The 22,920-nt window shown below is 55.8% G+C and carries 20 protein-coding genes; 9 read left to right on the top strand and 11 right to left on the bottom strand.

Annotation, left to right across the window (positions count from 1 at the left end):
• Positions 1–122: 122 nt before the first annotated feature.
• The 5 genes from pheP to OGX80_RS04600 all read left to right on the top strand — a co-directional run bounded on the left by pheP (position 123) and on the right by OGX80_RS04600 (position 6,206).
• Entirely contained in the window at positions 123–1,517 is a 1,395-nt protein-coding gene (gene pheP / locus OGX80_RS04580; RefSeq protein WP_115614988.1) for a phenylalanine transporter, read from the top strand.
• A gap of 197 nt (positions 1,518–1,714) precedes the next feature.
• Positions 1,715–2,956 (top strand): MFS transporter, encoded by a 1,242-nt coding sequence (locus tag OGX80_RS04585; protein ID WP_049010302.1) that lies wholly within the window; start codon positions 1,715–1,717, stop codon positions 2,954–2,956.
• 15 nt (positions 2,957–2,971) lie between these two features.
• On the top strand, positions 2,972–4,000 hold the full coding sequence (locus OGX80_RS04590) for a sugar phosphate isomerase/epimerase family protein (RefSeq protein ID WP_115181877.1): 1,029 nt from the start codon (positions 2,972–2,974) through the stop codon (positions 3,998–4,000).
• Complete coding sequence (locus tag OGX80_RS04595; RefSeq protein WP_115181876.1) at positions 3,997–5,148, top strand: Gfo/Idh/MocA family protein; 1,152 nt, start codon at positions 3,997–3,999, stop codon at positions 5,146–5,148. The genes OGX80_RS04590 and OGX80_RS04595 overlap by 4 nt, the downstream gene beginning before the upstream one ends.
• Positions 5,149–5,225: 77 nt before the next feature.
• Positions 5,226–6,206 (top strand): LacI family DNA-binding transcriptional regulator, encoded by a 981-nt coding sequence (locus OGX80_RS04600; protein ID WP_071259815.1) that lies wholly within the window; start codon positions 5,226–5,228, stop codon positions 6,204–6,206.
• A 2-nt stretch (positions 6,207–6,208) separates the two neighbouring features.
• Here OGX80_RS04600 and OGX80_RS04605 read toward each other — a convergent pair whose 3' ends face one another.
• Both OGX80_RS04605 and OGX80_RS04610 read right to left on the bottom strand, forming a co-directional pair.
• Positions 6,209–7,453: a mechanosensitive ion channel family protein gene (locus tag OGX80_RS04605; RefSeq protein ID WP_115181875.1), complete on the bottom strand. Its 1,245-nt coding sequence runs from the start codon at positions 7,451–7,453 to the stop codon at positions 6,209–6,211.
• 74 nt (positions 7,454–7,527) lie between these two features.
• On the bottom strand, positions 7,528–8,964 hold the full coding sequence (locus OGX80_RS04610) for an MFS transporter (protein WP_115181874.1): 1,437 nt from the start codon (positions 8,962–8,964) through the stop codon (positions 7,528–7,530).
• A 107-nt stretch (positions 8,965–9,071) separates the two neighbouring features.
• On the opposite strand from OGX80_RS04610, the gene OGX80_RS04615 reads away from it, so the two are divergent.
• Positions 9,072–9,938 (top strand): helix-turn-helix transcriptional regulator, encoded by an 867-nt coding sequence (locus OGX80_RS04615; protein ID WP_049010291.1) that lies wholly within the window; start codon positions 9,072–9,074, stop codon positions 9,936–9,938.
• Between the two features lie 223 nt (positions 9,939–10,161).
• Here the strand turns inward: OGX80_RS04615 and nfsB are convergent, their stop codons facing one another.
• The 3 genes from nfsB to OGX80_RS04630 form a co-directional block, all read right to left on the bottom strand.
• Positions 10,162–10,815 (bottom strand): oxygen-insensitive NAD(P)H nitroreductase, encoded by a 654-nt coding sequence (gene nfsB, locus OGX80_RS04620; RefSeq protein WP_115181872.1) that lies wholly within the window; start codon positions 10,813–10,815, stop codon positions 10,162–10,164.
• Between the two features lie 120 nt (positions 10,816–10,935).
• Positions 10,936–11,304, bottom strand: a complete 369-nt coding sequence (locus OGX80_RS04625) for an MmcQ/YjbR family DNA-binding protein (RefSeq protein ID WP_115181871.1) — start codon at positions 11,302–11,304, stop codon at positions 10,936–10,938.
• On the bottom strand, positions 11,304–11,885 hold the full coding sequence (locus OGX80_RS04630) for a TetR/AcrR family transcriptional regulator (protein ID WP_115181870.1): 582 nt from the start codon (positions 11,883–11,885) through the stop codon (positions 11,304–11,306). Before OGX80_RS04630 ends, OGX80_RS04625 begins: the two co-directional genes overlap by 1 nt.
• A 190-nt stretch (positions 11,886–12,075) precedes the next feature.
• Here OGX80_RS04630 and OGX80_RS04635 point away from each other — a divergent pair, with 190 nt between their 5' ends.
• Both OGX80_RS04635 and OGX80_RS04640 read left to right on the top strand, forming a co-directional pair.
• A complete protein-coding gene (locus tag OGX80_RS04635) occupies positions 12,076–13,176 on the top strand; it encodes an MBL fold metallo-hydrolase (protein ID WP_012133420.1) in 1,101 nt (366 codons plus the stop codon).
• A 29-nt stretch (positions 13,177–13,205) separates the two neighbouring features.
• Complete coding sequence (locus tag OGX80_RS04640; RefSeq protein ID WP_024130566.1) at positions 13,206–13,547, top strand: RamA family antibiotic efflux transcriptional regulator; 342 nt, start codon at positions 13,206–13,208, stop codon at positions 13,545–13,547.
• 36 nt (positions 13,548–13,583) lie between these two features.
• Here OGX80_RS04640 and OGX80_RS04645 read toward each other — a convergent pair whose 3' ends face one another.
• Positions 13,584–15,728, bottom strand: a complete 2,145-nt coding sequence (locus OGX80_RS04645; RefSeq protein ID WP_060815872.1) for a TonB-dependent siderophore receptor — start codon at positions 15,726–15,728, stop codon at positions 13,584–13,586.
• A 157-nt stretch (positions 15,729–15,885) separates the two neighbouring features.
• Between OGX80_RS04645 and OGX80_RS04650 the strand changes: the two genes are divergently transcribed.
• The gene (locus OGX80_RS04650) at positions 15,886–17,511 is read left to right on the top strand and encodes an alpha/beta hydrolase-fold protein (RefSeq protein WP_115181869.1); all 1,626 of its coding nucleotides are present in this window, start codon (positions 15,886–15,888) and stop codon (positions 17,509–17,511) included.
• On the opposite strand, the gene OGX80_RS04655 is transcribed toward OGX80_RS04650, so the two are convergent.
• The 5 genes from OGX80_RS04655 to betI all read right to left on the bottom strand — a co-directional run bounded on the left by OGX80_RS04655 (position 17,440) and on the right by betI (position 22,747).
• Positions 17,440–17,688, bottom strand: coding sequence for a DUF1158 domain-containing protein (locus tag OGX80_RS04655; RefSeq protein ID WP_012133415.1), 249 nt, complete (start codon positions 17,686–17,688; stop codon positions 17,440–17,442). The genes OGX80_RS04650 and OGX80_RS04655 overlap by 72 nt on opposite strands.
• Positions 17,689–17,753: 65 nt before the next feature.
• Positions 17,754–18,872, bottom strand: coding sequence for a YbdK family carboxylate-amine ligase (locus tag OGX80_RS04660; RefSeq protein WP_115181868.1), 1,119 nt, complete (start codon positions 18,870–18,872; stop codon positions 17,754–17,756).
• 105 nt (positions 18,873–18,977) lie between these two features.
• Entirely contained in the window at positions 18,978–20,654 is a 1,677-nt protein-coding gene (gene betA, locus OGX80_RS04665) for a choline dehydrogenase (RefSeq protein ID WP_115181867.1), read from the bottom strand.
• 13 nt (positions 20,655–20,667) lie between these two features.
• Positions 20,668–22,140 (bottom strand): betaine-aldehyde dehydrogenase, encoded by a 1,473-nt coding sequence (betB, locus tag OGX80_RS04670; RefSeq protein ID WP_115181866.1) that lies wholly within the window; start codon positions 22,138–22,140, stop codon positions 20,668–20,670.
• 13 nt (positions 22,141–22,153) lie between these two features.
• Positions 22,154–22,747 (bottom strand): transcriptional regulator BetI, encoded by a 594-nt coding sequence (gene betI / locus OGX80_RS04675; protein WP_024130562.1) that lies wholly within the window; start codon positions 22,745–22,747, stop codon positions 22,154–22,156.
• Between the last annotated feature and the right edge of the window lie 173 nt (positions 22,748–22,920).

The raw sequence follows: 22,920 nt of genomic DNA on the forward strand, positions 1-22,920 counted from the left end.
ATAGCGTTGCCTCGGGGCGTCAGGCAGGGATGTCTGGCGCATCCCTGAGGATTGTGCCTTGCGGCAACTATAGCGAAATGTTAAAAGGTGCCCCTTCAATAAAAACGATACAGGGGTAGGGCGTGAAAAACGCGTCAACTGCATCTGGCAACAGTTTGTCTGATGCTGCGTCGAACGGAGAGCCGACGCTTCAACGGGGGTTGCAAAACCGCCATATTCAATTGATTGCGCTGGGCGGCGCAATTGGTACAGGTCTGTTTCTGGGGATTGGCCCCGCCATTCAAATGGCTGGCCCGGCGGTTCTGCTGGGTTACGGCGTCGCCGGAATTATCGCTTTCCTCATCATGCGCCAGCTGGGTGAAATGGTGGTTGAAGAACCCGTTTCCGGCTCTTTCGCGCACTTTGCATACAAATACTGGGGCCCCTTCGCCGGTTTTCTTTCCGGCTGGAACTACTGGGTCATGTTCGTACTGGTTGGGATGGCGGAGCTGACTGCCGCCGGTATCTATATGCAATACTGGCTTCCCGATGTTCCAACCTGGATCTGGGCCGCCGCATTCTTCATTATCATCAACGCCGTTAACCTCGTGAACGTGCGCCTGTACGGTGAAACGGAGTTCTGGTTTGCGCTAATCAAAGTGCTGGCGATTATCGGCATGATCGGCTTTGGCCTGTGGATGCTCTTTTCTGGTAACGGGGGAGAACATGCCAGTATCGAGAACCTCTGGCGCTACAACGGCTTTTTCGCTACCGGCTGGAACGGGCTGATCCTCTCTCTGGCGGTGATCATGTTCTCTTTCGGCGGGCTTGAGCTTATTGGGATCACCGCCGCTGAAGCACGCGATCCGCATAAAAGCATTCCAAAAGCGGTGAATCAGGTGGTTTACCGTATTCTGCTGTTTTATATCGGTTCGCTGGTGGTGCTGTTAGCGCTTTATCCGTGGGTGGAAGTGCAATCCAACAGCAGCCCGTTCGTGATGATTTTCCATAATCTCGACAGTAACGTGGTGGCTTCTGCGCTGAACTTTGTCATTCTGGTGGCCTCGCTGTCGGTTTATAACAGCGGCGTCTATTCCAACAGCCGTATGCTGTTCGGTCTTTCCGTTCAGGGAAATGCGCCGAAGTTTTTAACCCGCGTCAGTCGCCGTGGCGTACCGGTGAACTCGTTGGTGCTCTCTGGCGCTATCACCTCGCTGGTGGTACTCATCAACTATCTGCTGCCGCAGAAAGCCTTTGGCTTACTGATGGCGCTGGTGGTCGCCACGCTGCTGCTGAACTGGATTATGATCTGCCTGGCGCACCTGCGTTTTCGCGCAGCGATGCGGCGCAAAGGTCGCGACACGCAGTTCAGGGCGTTGCTGTACCCTGCCGGGAACTACCTGTGCATTGCTTTTCTGGCGATGATTCTGGTTCTGATGTGTACCATTGACGATATGCGCATGTCGGCGGTATTGCTGCCGGTATGGATACTGTTCCTGTTCGTTGCCTTTAAATTACTGCGCCGTAAAACCCGTTAATCCTGCAGCCCGGTGGCGTTGCGCTTACCGGGCCTGCACAGCCGCCACCCGCAACATCGCGCGCCGCGCCACGCTTCACCTTTATCGTGACTCTCCTCGCAATTCTTATTTGATCCGCAGGATCTTTGTTTTGTAATCGATTACTTTTCATTTTGAGTTTATTTGTAATCGATTACTTTTTAAAGGTGAGGCAAAAAATGGTGTCGACAACCGAAAGTAGTGGAAAACAGACCGTACAGTACCGGCTGCTGGTGCCGAGACTGTCGTTAATGATGTTCTTACAGTTCTTCATCTGGGGGAGCTGGTCGGTGACGCTGGGGCTGGTGATGACCCAGTACAACATGTCGCTGCTGATTGGCGATGCGTTTTCCGCCGGGCCGATCGCCTCCATCCTGTCGCCGTTTGTACTGGGGATGCTGGTGGATCGCTTCTTTGCGTCGCAAAAAGTGATGGCGGTGATGCATGTGGCGGGGGCGGCGATTCTGTGGTTTGTACCGCAGGCGCTGGTGGCGCAAAACGGGGCATTGCTCATCGGGCTGCTGTTTGGCTATACGCTGTGCTACATGCCAACGCTGGCGCTGACCAACAACATCGCCTTTCATAGCCTGTCAGATAAAGATAAGACCTTCCCGGTTGTGCGCGTGTTCGGCACGATTGGCTGGATCGTGGCCGGTATTTTTATCGGCGTGACGGGGATTTCCGACACCACCGGGATCTTCACGCTTGCCGCGCTCTGCTCTGTGATTCTGGCGCTCTACAGCCTGACGCTGCCGCACACCCCTGCGCCAGCGAAGGGGTTGCCGGTGAAGATACGCGATCTTTTTTGCGCTGATGCGTTTGCATTACTCAAGACCCGCCACTTCTTTGTGTTCTCGCTTTGCGCGACGTTAATCTCCGTGCCGCTGGGGACTTACTACGCCTATACCGCCTCGTTCCTGGCGGATGCTGGCGTGGGCGATGTCAGCACCGCGATGTCATTCGGCCAGATGTCCGAAATCGTCTTTATGCTGGTGATCCCCTTCCTGTTCCGCCGCCTGGGGGTGAAATACATGCTGCTGATCGGGATGTGCGCCTGGTTTGTCCGTTATGCCTTCTTTGCGCTCGGCATCAGCGAAGAGGGGCGCTTCCTGCTCTATCTCGGTATTTTGCTTCATGGGGTGTGCTATGACTTTTTCTTTGTCGTGGGTTTTATCTATACCGACCGCATTGCCGGAGAAAAGGTGAAAGGGCAGGCGCAAAGTATGATCGTCATGTTTACCTATGGCATCGGTATGCTGCTCGGCTCGCAGATCTCCGGCGCGCTGTACAACCGCCTGGTGGCGGGGCAGGCGGTTCCTCAGGCCTGGGTAACGTTCTGGTGGCTCCCGGCAGTGGCCGCTGCGGTGATTGCCGCGATTTTCCTTTTCGCTTTCAAGTATGACGAGAAAGAGCAGGCGTAATTTTCAGGAGGGGTTATGAGAACCATTAAGGGACCGGGTATTTTTCTGGCGCAGTTTATCGGGGGGCAACCCCCGTTTAATACGCTGGAAGGGCTGGCCGGTTGGGCGGCAGGGCTGGGTTATAAGGCCTTGCAGATCCCCTGCAATCATAAAGCGTTGTTTGATGTTGAACAGGCCGCCGTGAGCCAGACCTACTGTGATGATATTCGCGGGATGCTGGCGGATCACGGCCTGGTCATCAGTGAATTATCGACCCATCTTGAAGGTCAACTGATTGCGGTACACCCGGCCTATGATGAGGCGTTTGCCGGTTTTGCGCCGCCGTCGGTGCGCGGAAACCCGCAGGCGCGACAGGCATGGGCGACGCAGACGTTGCAACAGGCTGCCGCCGCTTCGCAAAAACTGGGGCTGACCGCACATGCCACCTTCTCCGGTTCGCTTGCATGGCCCTATTTTTACCCCTGGCCGCCGCATAATCGTCAGCGTTTTGACGAGGCGTTCAGCGAACTGGCGCGCCGCTGGCGACCGATTCTCGACTGCTTTGATGAGCATGGCGTGGACGTGTGTTATGAGATTCACCCCAGCGAGGATTTGCACGATGGCGTCACGTTCGAGAGTTTTTTAGCGCTGGTCGACGATCATCCGCGTTGCCATATTCTGTACGATCCCAGCCACCTGCTGCTGCAACAGATGGATTATCTGGGTTTTGTGGATGTGTACCACTCGCGCATTAAAGCGTTTCATGTGAAAGATGCCGAGTATCGCGCCAGCAGCCGTAGCGGCGTATACGGCGGGTATCAACCCTGGATTGAGCGGGCCGGGCGGTTTCGTTCGCCGGGTGACGGACAGGTGGATTTCAAAACGCTGTTCAGCAAGTTCGCCCAATATGATTACCCCGGCTGGGCGGTACTGGAGTGGGAGTGCTGCCTGAAAGAAGCCGCCACCGGCGCGCGTGAGGGCAGTGAATTTATTCGCCGTCATATTATTCCGGTTTCGGAGCATGCGTTTGATGATTTCGCTGCGGGTGATGAGGTACGTAAATGATTCAGGTTGGCATTATCGGAACCGGGTTTATTGGCCCTGCGCATATTGAAGCCTTGCGCCGACCGGGAAACGTATCGGTGGTTGCGCTTTGCGACAGTTCGCTGGAGAAGGCGCAGGAGAAAGCCCGGGCGCTAAACGTTCCGCACGCTTACGGCAGCGTGGAGGCATTACTGGCGCATCCGGGATTGCAGGTGGTACACAACTGCACGCCGAACTATCTTCATGCCGACATTAATCGCCAGGCGTTGCGGGCGGGGTTGTCTGTGTTCTCCGAAAAACCGCTCTGCATGACGCCGGATGAAGCGCGTGAACTGGCTGCGCTGGCGGAGCAGGCGGGGGTGGTGCATGGCGTGAGTTTTGTCTACCGGCAGTTTGCGATGGTGCAGCAGGCCGCCAGCATGGTACGCGCCGGGAGCGTCGGGCGGCAGTTTTCCGTGCAGGGCAGTTATTTGCAGGACTGGATGCTGCTGGAAACCGACTATAACTGGCGCGTAGACCCCGCGCTTGGCGGGGACTCACGCGCGGTGGCGGATATCGGTTCACACTGGTGCGACACGGTGCAGTTTGTTACCGGAAAGCGGATTGTGGAGGTGATGGCGGATCTTGCAACTGTCTGGCCAATGCGTAAGGCCAGCGTGGAAGGGAACTCGACGTTTACTCAGCCGCTCACGGAGCGCCAGTGGGTAGATAAACCGGTCAGCACGGAAGACAGAGGCGCGGTGCTGGTGCGTTTTGATGACGGCAGCAAAGGCTGTTTCAGCGTTTCACAGGTGAGCGCCGGGCGGAAAAACCAGCTGACATTTGAGATTAACGGCAGTCACTGTTCGCTGGCCTGGGATCAGGAAGTGCCGCAGCAGTTGTGGATCGGCCACCGGCAGCAGGCGAATCAGATCCTGACGGACGACCCCGGATTAATGAACGCGGATGTGGCTGGCAGCGCGCACTTTCCCGGTGGGCATATTGAGGGCTGGCCGGATGCCTTTAAAAACATGATGCAGCAGTTTTATCTTGCGGTGCAGGCAGGAAAAATGCCCGCGCCGGAGGTACGTCGTTTTGCCTCGTTCGCGGACGGTGCTGACGTGATGTATATCATTGACGCTATTGTGAAAAGCCATCAACACCAGCGGTGGGTGAGCGTGATGCGGTAAACCTTCGCCCGGTTCGCCGGAGGGCGATTTTATGGTAGCCTCAACACAAAGCGCAAACCGCAGGATGTGTCGCCGTTATGTCTATTCAAAAAATCGCCCAGCTCGCCGGTGTGTCGGTGGCGACGGTATCACGCGTGCTCAATAACAGTGATACCGTCAAAGCCAAAAACCGCGAGCGTGTGCTGCAAGCCATCAAGGAAAGTAACTATCAGCCCAACCTACTGGCGCGCCAGCTTCGCACCGCGCGCAGCTCAATGATTCTGGTGATGGTTTCAAATATTGCGAACCCTTTTTGCGCAGAAGTGGTGAAGGGCATTGAAGAAGAGGCAGAGAAAAACGGGTATCGCATTCTGCTGTGTAATTCAGGCTCGGATATGGCGCGTTCAAAATCGGCGCTGAAACTGCTCTCGGGGAAAATTGTCGATGGCATTATCACTATGGACGCGTTTTCAAAATTACCGGAGCTGACCACCATGATCGGCGATGCGCCGTGGGTGCAGTGCGCGGAATACGCCGATAAAGGCGCGGTCTCCTGTGTGGGGATCAATGACGTTGATGCCGCACAGTCGGTCATCTCCCATCTGGTCGAAAAGGGGTATCAGCGGATTGCGCTGATCAACCATGACTTAAGCTATAAATATGCGCGTCTGAGGGAGCGGGGGTATAAGGCGGCGCTTCATGCCTGGTCTCTGGATTATCAGGCGGTAGAGTATGCCAGCGAACTGAGTTCCAGCGCCGGAATGGCGGCGATGGACGTTTTGCTGGCGGCAGAAACGCGCCCGGATGCGGTTTTTGCGGTATCGGATACCCTGGCGGCAGGCGCCATGCGCGCCATTGCCAACGCCGGATTGCGCATCCCGCAGGATATCGCCGTCGTGGGTTTTGACGGTACGGAGCTGGCGGAGATGGTCTCCCCGCAACTGACCACTATCGAGCAGCCTTCCCGCGATATTGGCCGTAAAGCGGTCGGGCTGCTGCTGAACCGGATTGAACACCCGGATGCGTCAACCGAAAGGGTGATGATGGACTGGCGCTATATTTCCCGCGCCAGTACCTGATATTAGCGCTGCAACGCCCCGGACAGCGCGCGAATATCGTTTCCTGTAGGGGACTGGTGAATCCGTAAGCCAAACTCTTCGACCACGGCAAAAATGTGGTCGAAAATATCGGCCTGAATACTTTCATATTCCAGCCACACCACGGTATTGGTAAACGCGTAAATCTCAATGGGTAAACCCTGATCGTCCGGCGCAAGCTGGCGTACCATCATGGTCATATCTTTGCGGATACGCGGATGGTGGCGTAAATATTCATTCAGGTAGGCGCGGAAAGTGCCAATATTGGTCATTCGACGATGATTGAGTACGGATTCCGGCGCAGTCTGCTGTTGGTTCCATTCCTGGATTTCCTGATGACGGGTGGTTAAATAGGGTTTTAACAAATGCGCTTTATATAAACGCTGCTGCTCATCCTCATCAAGAAAATGAATGCTGGTGGCGTCGATACTGATGCTGCGTTTAATTCGGCGACCGCCAGAGGCGGACATGCCGCTCCAGTTTTTGAAAGAGTCCGAAACCAGGGACCAGGTGGGGATGGTGGTAATGGTATTATCCCAGTTACGCACTTTCACGGTGGTTAAGCCGATATCGATCACCGCGCCGTCCGCGCCGTATTTCGGCATTTCCAGCCAGTCGCCCAGCTTCAGCATATCGTTCGCTGAAAGCTGTATACCCGCGACCAGACCGAGAATGGGGTCTTTAAACACCAGCATTAAGACGGCGGCCATCGCGCCGAGACCGCTAATGAGAATGGCCGGAGACTGACCTATCAGCAGGGAGATCATCAGAATACCGATGATAATGGCGCCGATGAGTTTGATGCCCTGGAATATCCCTTTCAGCGGAAGCTGAGACGCCGCCGGGAATTTTTGCGACAGGTTGAGAATAACATCCAGTAATGAAAAGACGGACAACAGGGCATACATCATGATCCACAGCTGTGCGCAGGTGGTTAATATCTCAGCCGCCTCAGTCCCCTTTTGTAGCCAGAGCACAGCCTGAATATTGACGATAATCCCCTGGAGCGTAAACGCCAGGCGGTGAAATAATTTATTCTGGGTAATGATTTGCAGCCACAGGCGTGAACTGGCGCTGGCGCGCTTTTCAAAGGCTCGCAGCACCACCCAATGCAAAATAATATGCACAATGATGGCAGTGAGAAAAATAATGCCAAAAATCATCACCAGCGAAGTGGTGTGATTCATTTCGATCCCGAGTTCTTCTACCTGAGATATTAATTCCTGCATAACGTCTCCTTTATAAACAGCGGTCTATGATGACCGCTGTGCGGATATTATGCAAATTGCACGATGCAGGTTTGTTATTTTGACACCATACAGGGGCGGGTTGCATTGATATTCAATGCGCGGCGAAACCATAATGTCGCCAGAACCAGACTGAGCATCATGGCAGCTTCGACGGCCAGAAAACCGATCACCGACTGCGTATAATCGCCGTGACTATTGTGTTGCAGATGCAAAAATAACGCCCCCAGCACCGCCGGGCCAAGCCCCAATGTGGCTTGCTGCAACGTGCTTAAAATGGCGCTTCCGGCTCCGGCATCCTGCGTGCTGATATCGCGCATGCCGATACGATAAAAGCTGTTCACGATCAGCGCCTGTCCATAACCTATCAGGGCCGTTGCCGGCGCCAGCGCGAAGGTGGATGTTTGCATGCCCGAATGCCAGAAGGTCATCATTAACCCGGCTAAGCCGACTATCTGAATCGCCAGACCCATCAACAGAATACGCCCCATGCTGTAGCGCGCAATCAATCGCGGTGCGTAGCAGGCCGAGATGAAATAGGCCGCGCCGAGGGCGATAAAGCTGTTACCGGATTCCCACGGCGCCATCCCCAGACCCATTTGCAGAGTCAGCGCCATACAGAACATAAAACCTGACCATGCGCTAAAAAACAGCAATGCGATCAGAATGCCGAAGCGGATGCTGGTCAGCCGTAACAGGCGCGGCGGCAGAAGCGGGTGCTGGTGGCGCAGCTCCTGCCGGAGCGCATTTTTACGCATCCACCATCCCAGCGGGAGAATGGCAAATAGCGCCGCCTGAGCCTGCCAGGGCCAGCCGGTTTCTGGCCCCAGCGCCATAGGAAAAAGCAGGCAGCAGAGGATGGCGGCCAGACAGACGGTGCCCAACCAGTCGATGTCGGCGCGGGTTTCGCTGGCCGTTTCGGGAACGTGGCGGCGGCTGAATGCCAGTACCAGAAGGCAGACCGGGACATTAATAAAAAATGCGTTGCGCCAGCCAAGCCCGGCGATATCCGCCGAGACCAGCCAGCCGCCGCCCATTTGACCGACGATAAAGGCAATGCCGCCAATACCGCCATACAAACTGATGGCCTTTGCGTGCGCGCTTCCTTTTAGCGTGACGTGAAGCGTGGCGAGAATTTGCGGCACGATCAACGCCGCGCCAGCCCCCTGCAAAATACGGGCGCCCAGCAGCATGTGAATAGAGTTCGCCAGACCGCAGAGCAGGGAGGCGACGCCAAAGAATGCGACTCCCCACATAAACAGGCGGCGGCGACCGTAGTTATCGCCGAGCTTGCTCCCCAGCGCCAGACAGACCGCGAACGTAATCCCATAGAGGGCGACAATTAACTCCAGTTGCGTCGTTGTCGCCTGTAAAGACCGGGTAATGGACTCCAGGGCGACGTTGGTAATCGATGTATCAATGAGCGGCAGCATTTGGCCTGTCAGCAAGAGCGATAGCCCGGTGCGACTGAGTGAAACGACTGACGTATTCATGGTAACTCCATTGCGTCATTCAACAGATGGACGTAGCATTACTGAAGAATTAAACGGGTACCAGTTCCTGGTTATACTGGTATTGGTACTACCATGCTGGAGATAATATGACGGTGATGACGCGACGTGAGCCCACGGTGATGCAACCCGCAGACAACCGGAAGCAGCTCGGCGCATTTTTACGCGCCCGGCGGGAAAGCCTCGATCCGCAACGTATGGGGCTGCCGCGCGTCGGTCGGCGGCGAACGCCCGGTCTGCGCCGCGAAGAGGTGGCGATGCTGGCGGAAGTTGGCGTGACCTGGTACACCTGGCTGGAACAGGGGCGGGAAGTGAATCCCTCTGAGTCGGTACTGGTTGGCGTTGCGAATGCGCTGCAATGCAGCCCGCTGGAAACCCGACACCTGTTTGTACTGGCCGGGCTGACGCCGCCGGAATCGACGCAGATCACCGTGTGCGAGGGGATCAGTGCGGGAACCCGCCGTATGCTTGACAGCCTGATGCCGCAGCCAGCCAGCATTCAGAAACCTAATTTTGATATTGTGGCGTGGAATGAGAGTTTTTGTCGGCTGATGGGCGTGGATTTTGCCACGATCCCGGATGACGATCGCAACTGTATTTACCTCTACCTCACCAACGAAACCTGGCGCAGTCGCATAGAAAACCGCGACGTGCTGCCGACGTTTGTCTCTTATTTCCGTGCGGCAATGGCGGAACACCGTGGCGATCCGGGGTGGGAAAATAAACTGGCGCGCTTTTTCGCCGCATCTTCTGAGTTTGAAGCGTTATGGCATCAGCGTTATGAGGTGCGTGGCGTGGAAAACCAGGTGAAGAATTTTCTCCATCCCCGGTTAGGGCGTTTTAGTTTGCAGCAGATGTACTGGTACTCCGCCCCGCGTAACGGCTCCCGGTTGTTGGTGTATTTACCGATGGATGAGGCCGGAGAACAGGCGCTGGCGTGGCTGGATAAGCAGTAAAATGCCCGGTGGCGCTACGCTTACCGGGCCTACAATAGCGTATGCTCCGTAGGCCGGATAAGGCGATATGCCCGGTGGCGCTACGCTTACCGGGCCTACAATAATGTGTGCTCCGTAGGCCGGATAAGGCGATATGCCCGGTGGCGCTACGCTTACCGGGCCTACAATAACGTGTGCCCCGTAGGCCGGATAAGGCGCAGCCGCCATCCGGCATAACAAGAAATCAGACTTCCGTCAGGATGGTTTCCTGCGGCAGGCGGGATTTCGGCAGCGCAGCGTTAAAATCTTCTACGCTGTGATGGCCGACAGGCACCACGACCAGGCTGGTATAACCTTTCTCTTTCAGGCCAAATTCAGCGTCAAGAACCGCAGCGTCGAAGCCTTCAATCGGTACGGCGTCCAGACCCATCGCGGCGACGCCCAGCAGGAAGTTGCCAACATTCAGGTATACCTGTTTCGCCATCCACTGATCGTCATCTTTCAGGTCGCGGCGGTGCAGATCCGCGAAAAAGCGACGGCCTTTGTTATTTGCCGCTTTGGCTTCCGGCGTGGCAAAACGGCCATCGACATCTTCCTGATCGACAACGCGATCCAGCCAGGCGTCGTCCATTGCGGTTTTTGCGCAAAACACGACGACATGGGAAGCATCCAGCATTTTGCGCTCGTTAAACACGAAATTACCGGCGGCGGATTTCGCAACGCGCGCTTTCCCTTCTTCGGTACTGGCGACGATGAAATGCCACGGCTGAGAGTTGGTGCTGGAAGGGCTATATTGCAGCAATGTTTTGAGTTTTTCCGCTTCGTCTGCGGTCAGTTGTTTGCTGGGATCGAACGCCTTCGTGGAGTAGCGTTTTAAGGCGACAGAAACGATATCCATAAATACTCCTGATGTTTTTTAATACCCTGCGGGTGCGTTTTCGTGCCAGCAGGGTACAGGGTTAGCGCATAAAAGATAAGAGAGAAAAGTGCGAAAACACTTATCGATATCAACGATAAATCAGGTGGGGCGCAGACGTTTTTGATCTTTTTTAGCCAGACCATCCACCACCAGATTCCAGGAGTCGCCGATCAGGTCGGCAAGCAGCGACGGTGTGATATCGTCTCCTGCGTAAACGGAAATCCAGTGTTTTTTGTTCATGTGGTAACCGGGTTCAATACTGCGGTAAATCTGCTGATTTAACAGGGATTTCTGTGGATCGGACTTCAGGTTCACAAACCGACGGCCGCGTTGTTCAGAAACGATCATGAATATCTTGCCGCCGACTTTAAAGACATCGAACTCCGGGCCGAACGGCCAGCAGTGTTCGGTGAAAGGCAGTTCGAGCGCGATGTGTTTCGCACAATGATGCAGCGTCTGGCCGTCCATTATTTTTCCTCGCGGGTGAGGGCGCGCCACATCGCTTCAAAACCCAGCGAGATGTACTCATTTGCGTGGGCCGGATTGCGGGCGGCAAATTCCATCGTGGTTTCCGCCAGGGTGAGGAACAGGGCATCGCCAAAGGCGCGGTATTCGTCAGACATGAAAATGGGCAGAACCGAGCGATGGCAGAGATCGCGCAGTTCCGGGAACATATCGTCCGCCAGTTGCTCGGTTTCTTTCGTGATTTTCTCACTAACCGCAAGCTGGCGGATGGTGCGGTGCCCGTTAGTGTTGTTCAGGCCCCAGTTGATGTAGCTGTTCCAGATGAAGTGCGTCATGGTTCTGGTGTCGGTGATTGAGCGGTCCAGATTCGCCATCATCGACTGGCAGAGATCCTGCTTCAAATGCAGATAAAGCTCGTTGATTAAGTCATCTTTTGTCGCGAAATAGCGAAACAATGTTCCCTCAGCAACACCTGCGTTGCGAGCAATGACGGCGGTGGAGGCGGCAATGCCGGATTGCGCGATCGCTTTTGTTGCGGCTTCCAGTAACGCCAGTTTTTTGTCTTCACTCTTCGGACGAGCCACTACACTTTACCCTTAATGATGTAAAAAACACGATTGAAACACGCTCTTTGCAGCGCCGCAACGGTGAATGTCAAAGATTGAAAATCATCTTGACGAGATTCCTTCGCTTTCTATAATGAGTGCTTACTCACTCATAATCAAGTGACAGTCGCGCAAACCAGCGGAAAGGGGCGCGTTTTCGGATCAGGATATGAAGCGTCTCACAATTTGTGTGGTTGTTATTATGCTTATTGCTTCTACAGCGAGTCTGCCGTTTGTCCTTAACGCCGGGTTTGGTCAGGTGCCGCAGGGCGCTCAACTGAGCCTGGTGGAACAGTCTCCACACTATCGTGATGGACAGTTTCATAATCAATTACCCACCCCCGGTTACACCGGGGATAAGGGGATGCTCGCCGCATGGTGGGAGTTTCTGGTCGCTAAACGTGAAAACGCGCGGCCTGCCCAACCGTTGCCGCTGGTAAACACCGATCTCGCCAGCGTACCGCGCGATCGGGACACGCTCATCTGGCTGGGCCATTCCTCCTGGTATCTGCAACTGGCGGGAAAACGCATTCTGATCGACCCGGTATTCAGCAGCTATGCCGCGCCGTTTTCGTTTCTGAATAAAGCCTTTGCCGGAGACTACCCCTGGACGGCGCAAAATATGCCGGAGATCGACCTGCTGATCATCTCGCACGATCACTATGACCATCTGGACTACGCCACCATCAAAGCGCTGATGCCGAAGATTAAGCGGGTCATTACGCCGCTGGGTGTGGGATCGCATTTGCGCTACTGGGGCATGAATGGCGGGATTATCGACGAGCGCGACTGGAACCAGTCCGTCAGGATCGATGACGCGCTGCTGATCCACGTCCTGCCCGCGCGCCATTTTTCTGGTCGGGGGCTCAAACGTAACCAGACGCTGTGGGCGAGTTTTATGTTTGAGACGCCTGAACAGAAGGTTTATTACAGCGGGGATTCCGGTTACGGGCCACATTTTAAGGCGATTGGAGAACAGTTCGGCTCAGTCGATCTGGCCATCATGGAAAACGGTCAGTACGACCGGGACTGGCGATACATTCACATGATGCCGGAAGAGACCGCGCAGGCGGCGCAGGACCTGCGCGCAAAAGCGATTTTACCCGGTCATGCCGGGCGTTTTGTCCTGGCGAAACACAGCTGGGACGATCCGTATAAACGTCTGGCGCTGGCGAGTCGTCATAAACGCTACCGTCTGCTGACGCCGACGCTGGGTGAACCGGTGATGTTGGCCGATCCGACCCAGCAGTTTACGGCCTGGTGGGAATAAGCGACCATTTTTCGGAGGGGGAGAGCACGATGACCATTTCCGCTCAGGTAATCGACACTATTGTCGAGTGGATTGATGATAATTTAAATCAACCGTTGCGCATTGATGATATTGCCCGCCACGCCGGGTACTCCAAATGGCATCTGCAACGCCTGTTTATGCAGTACAAAGGGGAGAGTCTGGGGCGCTATATCCGGGAGCGTAAGCTGCGACTGGCGGCGCGTGATTTACGCGATACCGACCAAAGGGTGTATGACATCTGCCTGAAGTACGGTTTTGATTCGCAGCAGACCTTTACGCGGATCTTCACCCGAACCTTTAATCAGCCGCCGGGTGCCTACCGTAAAGAGAATCACAGCCGTACGCACTGAGTTTCCCCGGCAGCGCCTGGCTGCCGGGAATCTTTCTTACCAGGAATAGCTCACTGTTGCCGTAACCGTACGACCTACGCCATAGAAGCAGGCGGTGTCGCTGGCGCAAGAGGCCACGTATTTCGTATCGGCGATATTATTGACATTAAACTGTACGGCTGCGCCTTTCAGGCTGCTGTTCAGTTCTCCCAGTTCGTAGCTCACCATCGCGTCATACAGATCCACCGCCGGCACTTTAAAGGTGTTTTTCGCATCGCCGTAGCTGGTGCCGATGTAGCGTACGCCCACGCCGGTCGTCAGGCTTTTCAGCGGGCCGCCGGGGAAGGTATAACTGGCGAAGGCGGAAGCCATGTGAGCAGGAATACGGGCAGGCGTTTTCCCTTCCGTACCCGCTACCGTGGTGTTGACGGTTTCCGCATCCGTGTAGGTATACGAGCCAATCAGGTTGACGCTATCCCACAGTGAAGAGTGAATTTCCGCTTCCACGCCTTTGGAACGCACTTCCCCTGCGTTTTCGAACCAGCCCAGCGTGCTGTTGTAAGTGGACACATTGCTCTGTTTGAGATCGTATAACGCCAGCGACATCAGCGTGTTATCCACCGGTTGATACTTCACGCCCACTTCGGTTTGTTTACCGGTAGTGGGTTTAAACGGCGCGCTGCCCGGCGCGCGGTTGGTTTGCAGATTAGGCTCATACGAGGTGCTGTAGCTGATGTACGGCGAGAGGCCGAAATCAAAGGCATACAGCAAGCCGGTACGCCAGGTGAACTTGTTGTCGTTCTGCTGCGTTTTCTCACTGTTGATGTAATCGGTGGTGCGAACTTCCGTCCAGTCATAGCGCCCGGAGAGCAGCAGCTCCCAGTTGTTCCAGCTCATCTGATCCTGCAAATAGAGGCCCATCTGATCGAGGTTCTGCTGTTCGTGGCTGGCGGGGCTGAAGGTGCTTTCATCGACGTTTACGCCATAAACCGGGTGCGTCCAGTCCATATCGTACTGCGAGCCGGAACCGCGCATTAACAGTTGCTTGTCGTTGCTGGACTTGTAATCCAGCCCGCCGAGCAGCGTATGGTTCATCTGCGCGGTCGCAAACTGTGCTTCCAGTTGGTTATCAATGCCAAACTCATTGGTCGTGCGCTCCTCATGCTGGGCGCGACGGCTGAGCAGCGTGCTTTCCGGTTTGCTGTTGAAGTAAACCAGATAGCGGTATTTTTGCTTGATGCTGGCATAGCGGGCATTCTGGCGGAAGGTCATCATGTCATTGAACTGATGTTCAAACTCATAACCCACCATCGTCTGCTCACGCCATGACTGATCGTAATCAGGATCGCTGACGTTAAAATCGAGCGGAATATATTTTCCGTTAGCGCTGGTGACGGTGCCGTAAGCAGGCAGGAAGTTACGGTAGCCCGCATCGGGATCTTTCTGGTAGCTGGTCAGCAGCGTGAAACGGGTCTGATCGTTTGGATACCAGGTGATAGCCGGAGCAATCGCGACGCGCGAATCTTTATAGTCTTCAACCTGGTTATGCTGAGTGCGGGCGATCCCGTTCAGGCGATACAGTACCCGGCCGTCATCGCTCAGCGGGCCGCCGAAATCAAATGCGCCTTCCGCCAGATCGCGATTACCGGTGCTGAACTGAACCTTATGAATCGGTTCGCTGGTAGGGCGTTTGCTGGTCATGCTGATAAGCCCGCCGGGGTTCACCTGGCCAAACAGAACCGAAGCCGGGCCGCGTACCAGCTCTACCCGCTCCAGCAGCCACGGATCAACGGTGCCGGTTTGCGATGACGCCGTTGCGCCAAAGCTCAGACCATCAAGGAATTTAGGAACGTAGCTGAAGCCGCGTACAAACACTTCATCGTTACGGTTGGATGAGCCGCGATACTCCGTAAATGCCCCGGCGGTGTAGCGCAGCGCCTGGGAGACGGAGGTGGCGTCCAGCGCGTCCATCTGGTCGCGGGTAACGACGGAGACGGACTGCGGCGTTTTTACCAGCTCCGCGGAGGTTTTGGTTGCCGACAGGGTTTTGGTCGCCACCATTCCCTTCACCGGCGCAGTGGGTTCCTGGCTGACGCCTTGCGTCACCAGAATGGTCTCCTCCTGCGTTTTGGCAAATGTCGTCGTACTGACGGTCGCCAGGCTGAGAACCCAGAGCTGCATTATCTTGTTATTTTTAAATATCATTTAGCATCCTTTTCTATGCCATACCTGAAATTGTCCGGTCGTCCTGTCAGACAAATGCCGGACTGCCATCCTCATTAAACGCGACAGATGTTATTGCAAATCATTACCATTTGCATTAGCGTTGTTAACAAATTTCATCAGGAAAGCACCGTTAATGAAGATGGCATGGAGTGGTTTGGTGATTGGGCTGGGGACGATGTCGGCTCAGGCGATGCCGTGTTCGACGCCCTCCGTTCAGGGAGAGCAGCAGGGGAAATTTGATGCCAGCGGCGAGATCTGCTTTGTGCTTCCCGCGCTGAGTGAAAATTATGTTTCGGCCACCCTGTCGGGGATTACCGATGCTCGTTTGCTGGACGGTCAGAACCGTCGCATCCGTACTTTACTGGAAGGCGGCCCGGCCGATGGTGAGCATCAACTGTTGTTTTCGTTGCCGGTACAACAAGCCACTTCTCTGGTGTTGTACGGTAATGAGGGCGCTCGCTGGCGATTTACATGGCAGATGAAAGAGACCACGCCGCTGCCGAAAATACAGCGCGTCGCTCCCGTCAGCCCAACCTTGCAGCAACTGGAAAAAGCGCTGGCGGCAGGCGCCGGAACCGCTCATTTCTGGCAGGATCTACAGCGCAACGGTACGCCGCTGGTGGAGCCGGTTGACGACAGCCATAAGCGGGTTACGTTTCTGTGGCGCGGTGCGAAGCAGAACGTTTTTATTCTCGGTTCTCCGGCAGGCGATCACGATCCCCTGTTCCGCCTGGGCGATTCCGACGTCTGGTTCCGCAGCTATGTGGTGCCTGCGGATACGGTAATGCAGTACAAACTGGCGCCGGATGTTCCGTTGGTGAACGGTTCGCCGCGCGATCAGCGGCGGGCGATTCTGGTCAGCGCGCAGAGAGATCCGCTTAACCCGCTGACGCTTGGCGAGAAGTATGCCGATCGCTGGAATCAGTTTTCCCTTCTCGATCTGAGTCCCGCGCGCTTTTGCTCTGCGCAAGCTACCGCGCAGCCTGTTCGTTACGGTTCGCTTACGCGCAAAACATTGTTCAGCGAACGTCTGGGCAACAGTCGTGAAATTGCGATTTATCGCCCACACAGCGCGCAACCGGCACGCTGGACGCTGATGCTGTTTGACGGCAAAACGTATCTTGATGATTACCATATCGATCGCGTGCTGGATGGGCTGATCGCGCGCCATCAACTGCCGCCGATAAACGTGGTGTTTATTGATACGCTCGATCACGCCAGACGGGCGAAAGAGCTGCCGCCGAACCCTGATTTTGCCGACTTTATGGCGCATGAATTATTGCCCTGGCTGCGTCAGCAGGGGGTGACTACGCAACGACAAAAAACGGTGCTGGCGGGCTCCAGCTATGGCGGGCTGGCGTCATCCTGGGTCGCGTTGCGCTATCCGCGTCTGTTCGGCAACGTGCTGAGTTTATCCGGTTCGTACTGGTGGGCGCCAAAAGACGAGGAGGCCAGTTGGCTGACGCGTCAGTACCAGAATTCGCCGCGTTATCCTGTCCGCTTCTGGTTGCAGGCTGGCCGCTTTGAAACCAAAGGCCCGGACGGCGGTATTTATCGCAACACGCTGGAATTTGCGCAGGTACTACGTGAAAAAGGCTATCCGGTGAGTTTTCATCCGTGGTCAAGCGGGCACGATTACGCCGCGTGGTGTGAAGCGCTGGTTCACGGTATGCGGGATTTCACCGGATTAGTCAGCCAGCGAAAACCAGCGACGCCAGATAAAGCGGATCACGAAATATTCGAGAGCGCCAAGCGTTAAAAACCACAGGCAAAACAGCAGGGTGTAAAGCTGGTTAAGATCCATTAAATGGAAGGTCGCAACCAGCTTTTGCGCCAGTACCATGCCAGGCGAGGGCACAGGCAGCAGCAGGCAGGAGAGAAAAGCCATCAGCAGGATGCCAGCAGCGGTCATCAACGATTCAAGCGGGTGTTTCATGGCATTGTTAAACTTGAGTTAAAAAGCCATTGTCCGGGATATCGCCGGCTAACGCAAATCGTCGCCTACTGACCCGCCCAGATCTCGCAATGTTTTTTCACCAGCCCAATCAGCGAACCGCCATCCGTCACAAACTCCCGCATCTGCCGCGCTTCATTCAGCCCATTTTTCACCTGTAGGCGCAGAGCGTTAATGGCGCTGGCGGCGCCGACTTTATCTGCGGAGGAGGCGACATTCTCCAGCAGGCGCAGCGTGTCATCAGACAGCAGGTGATGGTCGCCGGTGTGGACATCGGTCAATGTTCCCTCCAGACCATACCGACAGGCCTGAAAGCGGTTGAATTTGTACAGCAGATAATCCCGCTCCTGATGCCTGAACGGGTGCTCGGTCAGCAGCCAGTGGGCCGTCGCCTGAATCAGCCCCGCGATATTGACCGCATGAGCAAGGGTCAGAGGCGTATCCATTACCCGAACTTCTACCGTGCCGAAGTGAGGGCTGGGACGGATATCCCAGTGCAGATCTTTGATGCTGTCGATCATGCTGGTGTACGCGAGGCGGCGGAACAGCCCTTCACATTCCTGCCAGTTGCTGGCCCACGGCATCGGGCCGTTATCAGGAAAGCTTGAGAAGATATTCAGCCGGGCGCTGGAAAAACGGGTATCTGACCCTTGCATATACGGCGATGCCGCCGCCAGCGCAATAAAGTGAGGAACAAAGCGCGACAGACCATGCAGGAGGTAGATAGCGTCATCACCGTTCGCGCATCCAATATGGACGTGCTGACCAAATACCGTCGCCTGCTGAATCAGATAACCGAAGTTTTCCAGCGTACGCTGGTAGCGCGCATTGTCGCACACCTCCTGGCGCTGCCACTTTTGAAAAGGGTGCGTGCCCCCGCCGCAGATTTCAAGATGATGGTCTGCGGCAGCCTGCAAAATCACCTGCTGCATGGCGGAGAACTGCGCCGCCGCCTGGTCAATGTTGCGGCAGACTCCCGTCGCCATCTCAAGCATGCTTTCGGTGATATCGTGCTTCACTTCTCCGGCGGTGAGTTGGGATTTGACGGCGTCAATCAGGGTGGAAGAGTCCTGGCTTAAATCGTAACCCGGCGGATTGACCACCTGCATTTCCAGTTCAATTCCCAGCGTAAACGGTTCGGAAACGTGAAAATCGGGTAGCGGCATAACGTTCTCTTTTGTCAGGGCGTTGCGTTGAGTATAGATGTCAGGGAGGAGGAGGGGGGCGTGGTCTTTTCCCGCTCAGCAGCAGAGCGGGAAAAAGAGGTGGGATTAACGCAGCGGCGGCTGACGCACGGGCGCATCACCTGCGACGTAATAGCTTGCGGTGCTCTTTGCCAGCGGTTCGCGGCCACGAATCGCATCGGCCATCTTCTCGCCGATCATAATGGTGGTGGCGTTCAGGTTGCCGGTGATAATTTGCGGCATAATAGAGGCGTCCACCACGCGCAGATTTTCCACGCCGTGAACCCGGCCTTCGCCGTCGACTACCGCCATTTCGTCGTAACCCATCTTGCAGGTGCCGCAAGGATGAAACGCGGTCTCCGCGTGGTCGCGCACAAACGCATCCAGCTGTTCGTCGGTCTGGCACGCAATGCCGGGGCTGATTTCGCGTCCACGGTATTTGTCCAGCGCAGGCTGGTTGATGATTTCACGCGTGATGCGTATGGCATCGCGGAACTCCTGCCAGTCCTGCCCGGTAGACATATAGTTAAACAGAATGGCCGGATGCTCGCGCGGATCGCGCGATTTAATGTGCACATGCCCACGGCTGGGTGAGCGCATCGAACCGACATGACACTGAAAACCGTGTTCTTTCACCGCATTCGAGCCGTTGTAATTAATCGCCACTGGCAGGAAGTGATACTGAATATTCGGCCAGCTAAACGCTTCGCTGCTGCGGATAAATCCACCTGCCTCAAAATGGTTGCTGGCGCCCACGCCGGTGCCGCCAAATAACCACTCAGCGCCAATTTTCGGCTGGTTCCACCATTGCAACGCCGGGTAGAGAGAGACGGGTTCTTTGCACTCATACTGTAGATACATCTCCAGATGGTCCTGCAAGTTTTCACCCACGCCCGGCAGGTGGTGCACCAACGGAATATCAAACGCTTTCAGCAGCGATGCGTCACCCACGCCGGAGCGTTGCAGGATTTGCGGCGACGCAATGGCGCCCGCGCACAGCAACACCTCTTTACGCGCCGTCGCCCTGGTCGGGATGGTGCTGTCGCCTTCCAGCCACTCAACGCCTGACGCTTTTTTACCTTCGAATAGAATATGGTCGGTCAGCGCATGGGTGATGATGGTCAGATTCGGCCGGCCTTTGGCCTGATCGAGATACCCGCGTGCCGTACTGGCGCGTCGTCCTTGCGGCGTCACGGTTCTGTCCATCGGCCCAAACCCCTCCTGCTGATAGCCGTTGAGGTCGTCGGTACGTGGATATCCCGCCTGGACGCCTGCTTCTATCATCGCATGGAACAGTGGGTTGTTATTGTGCTTTGGCGTGGCGACGCTTACCGGGCCGTCGCCGCCGTGGTAGTCGTTGGGGCCGATATCACGGGTTTCCGCCTTGCGGTAATAGGGCAGGCAGTTGAGGTAACTCCAGTGTTCGAGGCCTGGCTCCTGCGCCCAGTTGTCGAGATCCATCGCGTTGCCGCGAATGTAGCACATGCCGTTAATCAGCGATGAGCCGCCCAGCCCTTTACCACGGCCGCACTCCATGCGGCGGTAGTTCATATGCGGCTCCGGTTCGGTCTCATACGCCCAGTTATAACGTTTACCCTGTAGCGGAAACGCCAACGCAGCAGGCATCTGGGTGCGGAAATCCGCACGGTAGTCCGGGCCGCCCGCTTCCAGCAGCAACACGGTGGTGTCGCTGTCTTCGGTCAGCCGTGTTGCCAGTACGTTGCCCGCCGAACCGGCGCCAATAATGATGTAGTCAAAATGCAAACAAACCTCCTGGTTAAAATATGGATTGAAACTGACCCATCTCAACCTGGATGGACTTCACCTGGGTGTAGCTTTGCAGCGTCATGATGCCGTTCTCGCGACCAATACCGGAATGCTTGTAGCCGCCGACCGGCATTTCAGCAGGAGATTCCCCCCAGGTATTGATCCAGCAGATCCCCGCTTCAAGCTGGTGGATTGCGCGATGAGCGCGGTTGAGATCGGCTGTCACTACCCCGGCGGCCAGTCCGTAATCGGTGTTATTGGCGCGGCGGATCGCCTCTTCTTCGTTTTCGTAGGTCAGAATGGACATTACCGGGCCGAAAATTTCTTCGCGTACGATGGTCATCTCATCCCGGCAGTCGGTGAATACGGTGGGGGCGACCCAGGCGCCGTTATCAAACGCTTCGCCTTTTAATACGTCGCCGCCGCAAAGCAGCGTTGCGCCTTCCGCTTTTCCGCTGGCGATATAGCGCAGAACGTTGTCGCGATGGGGGAAGCTCACCAGTGGGCCAAAATTGGTTGCCGGGTCAGACAGATCGCCTGCGCGAATGCGGCTTACGCGCGCCAGAATTTTTTGCTCGAAGGTGCTTTTCATGTGCGCCGGAATGAATACGCGCGTGCCGTTGGTGCAGACCTGGCCGGAGCTGAAGAAGTTCGCCATCATGGCGATATCCGCCGCGAGGTCGGGGTCCGCGTCGTCAAAGATAATCAGCGGTGATTTGCCGCCCAGCTCCATCGTCACCTCTTTCAGCGATGAAGCCGCTGAATTGGCCATCACTTTCTTGCCGCTGGCGACGCCGCCGGTGAAGGAGATTTTGGCGATATCAGGATGTTCCGTCAGGAACTGCCCTGTTTCCGCGCCGGTGCCTGGCAGCACGTTGAACACGCCGTCCGGGAGACCGGCTTCGCTGTAGATTTCCGCCAGTTTTAACGCGGTTAGCGGCGTGACTTCACTGGGTTTGAAGATCATGGCATTGCCTGCCGCCAGCGCCGGAGCGGATTTCCACAGGGCGATTTGAATGGGGTAGTTCCATGCGCCGATCCCGGCCACCACGCCCAGCGGCTCGCGACGGGTGTAGACGAATGACGTCTCGCGTAGCGGGATCTGGCTGCCTTCCAGGGCAGGGATCAGCCCGGCGTAATACTCAAGCACGTCTGCGCCGGTGGCGATGTCCACGCTGGCGGTTTCGCTCAGTGGTTTACCGGTATCGAGCGTTTCCAGTTGCGCCAGCTCGTCATTGCGTTCACGCAGAATATCAACTGCCCGACGCAGGATTCGCGAGCGTGCCATTGCGCTCATCGCGGCCCACATTTTTTGCCCGCGCTGCGCGCTTTTCACGGCGCGATCGACATCGTCGCGGCCTGCGGCCTGTACGGTAGCCAGTACCTCGCCGTTAGCGGGATTGATCGTCTCAAAGGTGCGACCGCTGGTGGCGGCAGTATATGCGCCGTCAATATAAAGCTGTTGTTCTGCCATTCGGGGCATGGGTTCTCCTCGGTTAGTCAGTGGCGTTCGGCAAATGCTGACTGATGAAATGGGTGGTCAGCGCTTGAGCGAGACTGAGATTAAACGGTTTTCCGCTCAGCGCGGCGCGTAGCCACAGTCCATCGATAAGCGCCGCCAGGCCATAGCCGGCCTGTTGAGCCTGCTGGCGCGGAAGTTCGCGTCTGAATTCGTACACAATGTTCGACAGCAGCCGCTTGCTGGCGACCTGTTGCAGGCGGTAGAGCATCGGCTGATGCATGCTGCTTGCCCAGAATGCGAGCCAGGCTTTCATCGCGGCCTGGCTTATCTGACTGTCGTCAAAGTTGCCCGCTACGATGGCGCGCAAACGCAATTCAGCGCTGGCCTCTGGAAGGGCGTGCAACCGACGCAGGACGGCATAGCGAAGCTGGCTGGTGATGTCGCGCATCGTCGCTTCCAGCAATCCATTTTTATCCTTGAAATAGTGACTGATGATGCCGGTCGACACGCCTGCTCGCCGGGCTATTTGCGCAATGGTCGCGTCATGCATCCCGACTTCATTAATGGCCTCCAGGGTGGCGTCAATCAGTTGCCTGCGACGAAGGGTTTGCATCCCCACTTTGGGCATTTTTATCGCTCCAGTCATCAGTTATGGTTATGTATTAAACCGTTTTTTGATTGGACGTTCAATATAAAATGTGTCTTAATTGTTATCAATTTAGCGGTTAACAGGTAAGGGGAATGTAATGGGATATTAGATAAAATTAATAAAAACAATAGATTGAAAATATCATCATTTCT

The sequence above is a fragment of the Citrobacter sp. CK194 genome, from assembly GCF_030333395.1.
GTDB lineage: Bacteria > Pseudomonadota > Gammaproteobacteria > Enterobacterales > Enterobacteriaceae > Citrobacter_B > Citrobacter_B koseri.